The organism is Paraburkholderia sediminicola (genome assembly GCF_046026675.1).
Lineage (GTDB): Bacteria > Pseudomonadota > Gammaproteobacteria > Burkholderiales > Burkholderiaceae > Paraburkholderia > Paraburkholderia sediminicola_F.
The window spans coordinates 2,690,919-2,700,077 of the sequence record NZ_JAQQEY010000001.1; the positions used below are offsets into that span (position 1 = coordinate 2,690,919).

Below are 9,159 nucleotides of genomic sequence, written 5' to 3' on the forward strand. Positions count from 1 at the left end.
GCGCCGGGGCGAGACGCCCCGGCGACCTGCAATTTAAGTCTTACCATTGATACCTGACTGTTCCAAGGACTGAGCGATCCGCGCCGTAGTAGCACTGCGTTGCGCTGTTGCAGTAAGCGATGTATTCGCGGTTGAACAGGTTGTTCGCATTGATCGCGAAACGCCAGTTGCGCATGTCGTAATGCACCACCGCGTCGACGAGGAAGCGGCTCGGCACCTTGAAGGTATTGGCCGCGTCTCCATACGAAGAGCCGACGTAGCGGGCGCCGGCGCCGAACCCCAAGCCGCGCAAGTTGCCGCCATGCAACGTGTAGTCGAGCCACAACGATGCCATATTGGTCGGACTGCCGTTCGCCGGCGCCTTGCCGAGCGATTCATCGTCTGCCGCCGCGGAGGTGACTCGCTGGTTCAGGAATGCATACGAAGCGATGATGTTCAGGCTGTCGGTGAGGCTGACGCGCGCTTCGGCTTCGAAACCGCGCGAACGGATCTCGCCCGTCTGGATCGTGTAGCCCGGGTGCGCATCATCATTCGTTTCGACGTTCGTCTGACGCAGGTCGAACGCCGCGATCGTGAACAGCGCGTTGTAGCCCTTCGGCTGGTACTTCACACCCACTTCATACTGTTTGCCGCGCGTCGGCTGGAACGGCGTGCCGTCGAACGTCGCGCCGGCATATGGCTGGAACGATTTCGCGAAACTCGCGTAAGGCGCGATCCCCGAGTCGAACTCATAGCTCAGGCCCGCGCGCCAAGTGAACGCGTGCTGCTGGCTATCTGACGCAACGCCGTCGGTCGTATTCGAATTGCGCGCCCAATCCTGGCGGGCGCCGATCGTCAACGTCCACTTCTTGTAGCGCAGTTGATCCTGCGCGTAGAGACCGTATTGCGTCTGCGCGATGTATTGCTTCGTGGTATCCGCCACGTAGGCGACATCGCTGTAGTCCGGGTCGAAGATATCGATCGTGCCAGTCGAATAGCCGCGGCTGATGCGGTTCATCACACGCTGCACGTCAAAGCCGAACAGCACCGTGTGATTGATCGGACCGGTGTCGAATTTGGCCTCGGCCTGCGTATCGACCGTGAAGTTCGTCAGGTGCTCGTCGTTGTTGTTGGTGTAGAGACCTGCCGTGCGCTGATCGTCGGCGAGCGAGCCGAATATCGAGTTCTGGTAATACTGGATGTCCTGATGCAGATAGCGGACGTTCTGACGGACCTTCCACGTATCGTTGAAGGCATGCTCGAACAGATAGCCGATCGAGAACTGCTGGCGCTTGAAGCGGTCAGTGTCCGGATTGCCAAGATAGTCGTGCGACGAGATGTGGCCATTGACGTTCGGCAGGATCGTACCCGCTGCGGGAACCGGATTGAACAGGCCGCCTTGCGGGTCGTACTGGTAGCTGCCGAGTACCGTGAAGGTCGTATCCTTGTCAGGCTTGAACGTGACCGACGGCGCAATCGCTATACGCTGCTCCTTGACATGGTCGGTTTGCGTGTCGGCATCGCGTACGAGGCCCGTCACGCGATACAGAATCGTGCCGTTCTTGTCGACCGGCCCGCTCAGATCGAACATGCCCTGATAGCGGTTGTAGTTGCCGACCTGGACCTGCACCTCGTGGAAGGGATAGGTCGTCGGCAGCTTGCTGGTCATCAGCAAGGCGCCGCCAGGGCTCGCCTGGCCGTACAGCACCGAGATAGGACCGCGTACGACATCGATGCGCTCGAGAAAATACGGGTCGATCCGCGGCGCCGCATACCAGGTGGTGCGCATCAGGCGCATGCCGTCAAGGTATGAATCGTTGTCCAGATCGAAACCGCGCGATGTAATCTGATCGAAACGGGTGTCGTTGTCCTGCGACGTGACGCCGGGTACGTAGCGAATCGCGCCATCGATCGTCTGGGCGGCCTGCGCGTCCATCTGATCGCGCGTCACAACCGAAATAGACTGTGGTGTCTCGATCAGCGGCGTGTTCGTCTTCGCTCCAGCAACGCTACGCTTCGCGACATAGCCGAATGTTTCGGTCTCGTCCCCAGCGGGCGCGGACACGACGACAGCCGGCAAAGTATTCGAGCTTGCTGCATCGCCGGCCGTGCCGCTCGCCCCCGCGGCGGACTCCGCTGTGGTCTGCGCATGAGCCGTTGCGGCGACTACCATCCATACCACGGCTATCGCCCAATGCATCCGCGTCATCCGATTCGTTCCCCGATCGCACATCTCCAGAACCCTTCCAGTGTGTTTAAGTTGGTCAATAATACTAATACAAATGAGAATCGTTCTTATTTTGTTTTGCAATTATTTGCTAAAGCGCAGGAGACGTGGAATGATAACGATGGTGGTAGCACGCTGTCTTGCCATCGAATGTCGCGAAACGGACATTTTTTGGCAGTCTGCAATCAGGGAAATCTATGGATCCGATCTGGAGAGAGCAATTCGGCTTTCAATATCGTCGGCAGCCGCGCCCTGTCATGGCGCGCGGCTCGAAGTATCCGAACGGCCATCGCGAGATCTGGCACTCGCACGAGCAGGCGCAGTTGTTCTATGCGATGGAAGGCGCCGTGCGGGTTCTGACGCCGATGGGCAGTTGGATGCTGCCGCCCATGCGCGCCATCTGGCTGCCGCCCGGCGTCGATCACGAGTTGCACGCGATTGGCGAGGTCAATTCCTATAGCGTGTATCTGGAACGGGATGCGGCGCCCTGGCTGTGGCCGGCGTGTCGCGTCGTGCTGGTCACCCCGCTGATGCACGAGCTCACCATCGCCCTTGCGGAACAGCCGCATGACTACGGCCCGGATAGCCTGGGTGCGCATATTGCCCCGCTGCTGCTTGCGGTCCTGCGCGGTGCTGAGGCGACGATGCAAGGCGGCCTGCCGCTGCCGAGCGATCGCAGATTGAGAGCGATCTGCAGCGCGTTGCTGATGGCGCCCGCGAACGACGACACGCTCGACGAATGGAGTGCGACAGTCGGTGCAAGCGCGCGCACGCTCGCGCGGCTGTTCCGCCAGGAGACGGGTTTGACCTTCGGACAGTGGCGGCAGCAGTTGCGTCTCGTCGAGGCGATGGCGAGGCTGGCCGTCGGCGACCCGGTTTCGAAGGTCGCCGACGAACTCGGCTATCAGAGCAGCAGCAGCTTCATAGCGATGTTCCGCCGCGAGATCGGCGAAACGCCGAATCGCCTGTTGCGACGCACCTGAGTCGCCTGGGCCGGAGAACCGGCCGAGGGCAAGCGTTCGGCGTTTTTTGTGTCGCGCTAGCGGCGCGTTTCGAACCAGCTGCGGAGGTCGTCGTGCAGCACGGCCTGTCGCATAATATTCGAATGCGATGCCTCCACCAGCGTCTCGCGATAGCGGCCCGCCGTGTGATGCGCCCAGTCGAGTCGACGCTCCGGACCTTCCTCGCTCTGCGACGCGCGCCACATCGTGATCGGCGCCGCAATGCGCGGCAACATGTGAGCGCGGATCAGATCGACGTGATGCGCGTCGACGCGCATCGCGAGTTGCAGCGCGCGATCGAGACCACCGGCTGCCGCAGCCGGTGCATCCCCCTCGCCGGATTGCGCGGTGTGGACTCCGTTGCGCGACCCTCGCGCCGGCGGCGGCAACGTGAAGTGAGAGGCCGTATCGCCGAGACCGACGAGATCGGCCGATTCGCCTAGCGATTCGAGATACGCCGCCATCGCGACAGCGACACGTCCACCAAACGACCACCCCAGCAATCGATACGGCCCGTGCGGCTGAACCGCGCGCATCCGCTCGACATAGTTGGCTGCGAGCGCTTCGAAGCTCGGCGCGGTCCACTCGCTGTCGGAAAACATCGGCGACTGGATTGCATAGACGGTCGCCACACCGTTCAGTGTTTGCGCGAGGTGGCAATACTCGGCAACGAGTCCGTACCCGGGATGGATACAGAACAGCCGCGCCGGCGCGCGCAGGCTGTTAAGCGCGAGCATGCCCGCGGGCAAGGGCACGCCATCCTGGGCCGTGCGCTTCGTGCGGGCTGCGTGTATCGCCGACTCGGCGTTCAGGCGCTGCGCCCAGATGCCCGACTCGTCGTCGTTGCTGGCCGGGTAGCGCGTCGAGAAGAGCGCCGACGTGGCGTGCGCGGTTGAGTCATCGGTGTTCGGCAGATGTCCCTGCGTGCGGGCTACGTCGATCATGTTTTGCAGCTGCTGCGCGAAACCTGCTGCACATGCTTCGACTTCCTGCTGCGTGAGCCGGTCCGTGCGGTAGCGCCAGCTCACCTGCAGTTCACGGTCCGCTACCAGGGCATCGAGCTGCAGCACCTTTGCCTGCGCATCGTGGAGTCCCGCCTGTACCGACTCACCGCCCCGCTCCTCTGCGAACGCGAAGCGTGCAGTCTCCGGCAGGCTTGCATCGAACTGGCCCAGATAGTTGAAGCCCACCGTCGCCTGCGGCAGTCCGGCCAGTGCCTCGCGTACCGTCGCATCCCGCGACGCGCGTGTCTGCAGCAGGCCCCAGTGCAGACCGCGCTGCGGTACTTCGCCCAGTGCGGTGCGCACGGTGTGCAGGGTGTGACTGGCGTCGTCATCCGCTTCCAGCACGACCGGATAGCGTGTCGTGAACCACCCCACCGTGCGCGTCAGGTCGATGTCATCGAGGATGTCCTCGCGGCCATGGCCCTCGAGTTCCACCAGCACCCGTGGCTGCGCGCTGCGCTGCGCCAGCGTGCGGGTAAGCGCGGCCAGCAGCAGGACTTCGGGTGTGAGGCCGGGGCGCCCTGCTCCGTGTGCGCCGTCGTAGAGCAGTGCCGAAGTCGTCTGCGGGTCGAGGCGGATTGTGTGGGTCGCGGTGGGTGCGTCTGTTGATGTGCCTGTCGCTGTGCCTGTCGCTGTGTTTGTCGCTGTGCCTGTCGATGTGCCTGTCGCTGTGCCTGTCGCTGTGCCTGTCGCTGTGCCTGTCGATGTGTTTGTCGATGTGCCTGCTGCGTTTGTTGATGTCGCTTCCGCGGCCGGCCACGCCACCACGTCCGTGAGCCGCTGCTGCCACCAGCCCAGCTCCGCGAGCCGCTCCGCCTGCATCCCGTACGCATGCTGACGCAGGCTCCACACGCTGAACGGCGTGCTGCGCGCGCCCAGTGCAATCGCCTCGCCACGCTCCGCCTGCGCATACGCCTGCTGCAGCTCCTCCAGCAGGATGCGCCACGACACCCCGTCCACCGCCAGATGGTGGATCGCCAGCAGCACACGCTGGCCGTGTCGCCCCACATCCAGATACGCCGCCTTCAGCAGCGGACCGCGCCGCAGGTCCAGTTGCTGCTGCACCCGTGTGCACGCATCGTGCAGCGCCTGCTCCCAGTCGCCGCGGTCGCCGATTGTGATCTGTTCGACCAGCGATTCCTGCGGCTGGGTCTGTACCGGCGCTACCTGCTGTGTCCAGCTACGCGTCGATGCTTCCGCTGCATCACGCTTCTCTGCTGCGTCATGTCCTTCTACATCCTGTCCTTCTGCTGCATCTCGTTCTCCCGCGCGAACATGTTCCGCTTCCCCCACCCGCACGAACCGCAGCCGCAGCGCATCGTGCCGCGCCACCAGCGCCTGCAACGCGCGCTCCAGCACCGCCACCTCCAGCCCCCCGCGCACCCGCAGCAGCACCGCCTGGTTCCAGTGCGACGGCGCCGCCTCAAACCGGTCGAAGAAACCCGCCTGGATCGGCGTCAGCGGGAGCGCTTCGTGCAATTCGGCCTGCTCCACCTGCTCCGCCCCGCCCAGCTCCACCGCCATGCGCGCCTGCGCCTCGATCGTCGGATGATCGAACACCTGCTTCGGCGTGAGCCTCAGTCCCGCCTGGCGCGCCTTCGCGATCAGCTGCAGGCTCACGATCGAATCGCCCCCCGCCTCGAAGAAGTTCTGCGTTACCCCCAGCTGCTGCGTCTCGCGTCCCAGCACCGACGCCCAGATCGCCCGCATCTGCGTCTCGCGCGCCGTGCGCGGCGCCACCGCCTGCCACGCCTCGTCCTCCTGCGGCGCCGGCAGTGCCCCACGGTCCAGCTTGCCGTTGGCCATCACCGGCAGCCGCGCGAGCTTCATCCACCCGCCCGGCACCATGTACCCCGGCAGCGTCGACCGCAGCGCCGCCTGCAACTGCGGCGCCTGCGCCTCGCCCACCCAGTACGCCACCAGCCGCCGGCGCTCGCCCTCCCCGCGCAGCGCCACCACCGCCTGCTCCACCCCGGCACACCCGCGCAGCTGCACCTCGATCTCCCCCAGCTCGATCCGGTAACCGCGCAGCTTCACCTGCTGGTCCAGCCGTCCCAGGTACTCGATGCAGCCGTCCGCGCGCAGCCGGCACAGGTCCCCGCTGCGGTACAGCCGTTCTCCGTCGTTGTACGGCGACGGCACGAAGCGCTCCGCCGTCAGCCCCGGCCGCCCCAGGTAGCCGCGCGCCAGCGACACCCCGCCGATGCACAGCTCGCCCAGCCCGCCCACCGGAACCTCGTTGCCGTCCCCGTCGAGCACGCACACGCTGCGCCCCGGATACGCCATCCCGATCGGCGCGCTCACGTGCCGCGTGTCCTCCGGCTGCGTACGGCGGTACAGCGCCGCCACCGTCGTCTCGGTCGGCCCGTACAGGTTGTCCAGCCGCACGCCCGCCAGTGCACTACGCTGCCAGCGCGCCAGCGCGTCCCCCGGCAGACCTTCGCCGCCCACCGTGATCTGCCTCAAGGCCGGCAGCGCCGCGCGCGACGGCGCCTCGCCGAGCCACTGCTGCCACAGCGCCGTCGGGATCCGCGCGAACGTCACCTGGTGGGTCGCCAGTGCGCTGCTGAGCGCCTGCAGGTCCCACGCAGCGGCGCCACGCATGCACACCCGGCCGCCCATCAGCAGCGCCGGCAGCAGTTCGTGCAGCGCCACGTCGAAGTTGATCGTCGACGACTGCAGCAGCGTGTCCTGCGCGGAGATCCCGTAGGTGCCGATGAAGTCCTCCAGGTGCAGCGACAGCGCGCGCTGGCTCACCGCCACGCCCTTGGGCCGGCCGGTCGAGCCTGACGTGTAGATCACGTAGGCGAGCTGCTCCGGGTGGATCGATGCGGTGCGTTTGCGCAGCGCGCGCCGGGCACGCGATGCATCCGGCCGGGCACGTTCGCCGGCAACTGGACTGGCAGGTTCATCGAACTGCCTCTCAAGCTGCGAATCCGCCTGCTCATTGGCCTGCCCATCGACCGGTTCATCAAACTGCCCAGCCTCCTCCCCAATCCGTACCTGCACGCAGCCCTCAAGCACCCCCGACAGCTGCGCCGCGCTCGCCACATCAACAATCACACAACGCACCCCCGCATCCTCGATCATCTCGCGCAGCCGTGCCTCCGGATACGACGGGTCCAGCGGCACCTGCGCCGCACCCGCCTTCCAGATCCCCAGCAGCGCCGCGGCCAGTCCCGCCGAGCGCTCCAGGCACACCCCCACCCGGTCCTCGTGCGCCACACCCGCGCGCATCAGCGCCACGCCCAGGCGGTCCGCCCACGCGTCGAGCTGCGCATAGCTGAGCCGCTCGTCGCCGCATATCACGGCCTGCCGGTCGCCACACACCCGCGCACGCGACTCGAAGCGCGCGACCGTCGGCACATACGCATACGACGCACGTTGCGCCGCGCTCGCGGCACCCGCGCCCGCCCCCATCGACAGCTCGCACAGGCGCTGCTCGCCCGAGGCGCACATCTGTTCCAGCAGCGCCACGTAGTGCCCGCTCACCCGTTCTATCGTCGATGCGTCGAACAGATCGACTGCGTAGTTGAACGTCAACCGCAGACCATCGCTATCGTCGAGCACATTGAGAACGAGATCGAAACGGGCTGTCCGCGTCGAGGCGGCTTCCGCACGAATCGTCAGGCCCGCGAGTTCGGTATCTTCCGTACGTCCGGCCACTTCGTAGTTGAACATCGTCTGGAACAGCGGCGAGTGCGAGCGCTCGCGTTGCGGCTGCACGGCGTCGACCACGCGCGCAAACGGCACGGCCTGGTGCGCCTGCGCCTCGGCCACACGCTCGCCCACGTGGGCGAACAGCTCACCGATGCTCATCGACATCGACAGTTCAGCACGGATCACCAGCGTGTTGACGAAAAACCCGACGAGCCCGTGCGTCTCCGCGCGTTCGCGGCCACTCACCGGCACGCCGACGCAAAAATCATGCTGGCCGCCGTATCGCGCAAGCAGCACGCAGTAGACCGCAAGCAACGCAGCAAACGGCGACACGCCGTTCGTGCGCGCGGTCCGCAGTAACGCGTCCGCTGTTGCGCGCGGAACCGCGACAACGCAACGCGCACCCTCCATGCTGCGCTCCACCGTGCGAGGACGATCGAGTGGCAATGCGAGCAGGCTCCGTTCGCCGCCAAGCCGGCCGCGCCAGAAATCCAGTTCGGCATCGGCGCGGCGGTCGCCGGCCCAGTCGCGCTGCCACTGCGCGAAGTCCGCGTAATGTAACTGCGGCAACGACAGCGCTTCGACCGTGGCATCCGCGCCATGCACACCGGCTTCGTAAAGCTGCGCAAATTCGCGGCCGAGCAGATCCATCGACCACGCGTCAGTGACGATATGGTGCGCGGTGAACTGCAGCACGTGCACGTCCGCGGCAATGCGTGTCAACACGACTCGCATCACCGGACCGCGCTCCAGATCGAACGGCTCGCGCGCCTGGTCGCCGAGGCGCTCCTGAAGTTGTGCGTGTTGTTGGGTAGCGTCGCTCGCGATTATTTCGCCACCCGAAATATCCTCGAAATGCCACGCAAACATCGCTTCGATTGCACCGGACGCCAGCACCGCCAGCCCCGTTTGATACGGTACGCCGTTTTCCTCGCCGAAACGCGAACGCAGACTTTCGTGACGCGCGGTCAGTTGTTCAAACACACCGCGAACCGCACCCGCACGCAGCGCGCCGACCATGCGCACCGCGCGCGACACGTTATATGCCGAACTCAACGGCTCCAACCGCCACAGAAACCACAGCCGCTCCTGCGCATGCGACAGCGGCGCGCGCGTCGGCCGCGGCGACAACGCGACGATCGGCAAACGGTCGATGGGCAAACCCTTCTCGGCCGCGCGCAGACGGAACACCGCGCGCTTGTCCGCCGGCAACGCCGCATATTGTTTCGACAGGCCCAGCAATTCGTCCTGACGTCCTGAACTCACACTCATTGAATATCCCTTTTTT

Annotated in this window: 3 protein-coding genes; 1 reads left to right on the plus strand and 2 read right to left on the minus strand. The window is 65.4% G+C overall.

The window, feature by feature from the left end; translation table 11 throughout:
* Positions 1 to 40 precede the first annotated feature (40 nt).
* Positions 41 to 2,188, minus strand: coding sequence for a TonB-dependent siderophore receptor (locus tag PQQ86_RS11665; protein WP_408266731.1), 2,148 nt, complete (start codon positions 2,186 to 2,188; stop codon positions 41 to 43).
* 215 nt (positions 2,189 to 2,403) lie between these two features.
* Here PQQ86_RS11665 and PQQ86_RS11670 point away from each other — a divergent pair, with 215 nt between their 5' ends.
* Positions 2,404 to 3,189 carry an AraC family transcriptional regulator gene (locus PQQ86_RS11670; protein ID WP_408266733.1) on the plus strand — a complete coding sequence of 262 codons (786 nt, stop codon included), beginning with the start codon at positions 2,404 to 2,406 and terminating at the stop codon, positions 3,187 to 3,189.
* Between the two features lie 56 nt (positions 3,190 to 3,245).
* On the opposite strand, the gene PQQ86_RS11675 is transcribed toward PQQ86_RS11670, so the two are convergent.
* Positions 3,246 to 9,143, minus strand: a complete 5,898-nt coding sequence (locus tag PQQ86_RS11675) for a non-ribosomal peptide synthetase (RefSeq protein WP_408266735.1) — start codon at positions 9,141 to 9,143, stop codon at positions 3,246 to 3,248.
* Positions 9,144 to 9,159 lie beyond the last annotated feature (16 nt).

What these genes read in the sequence shown, in the direction of transcription:
- PQQ86_RS11670 (WP_408266733.1), top strand. Translation starts at nt 2,404, where the DNA reads ATGGATCCGATCTGGAGAGAGCAATTCGGCTTTCAATATCGTCGGCAG.
- PQQ86_RS11665 (WP_408266731.1), bottom strand. Translation starts at nt 2,188, where the DNA reads ATGACGCGGATGCATTGGGCGATAGCCGTGGTATGGATGGTAGTCGCC.
- PQQ86_RS11675 (WP_408266735.1), bottom strand. Translation starts at nt 9,143, where the DNA reads ATGAGTGTGAGTTCAGGACGTCAGGACGAATTGCTGGGCCTGTCGAAA.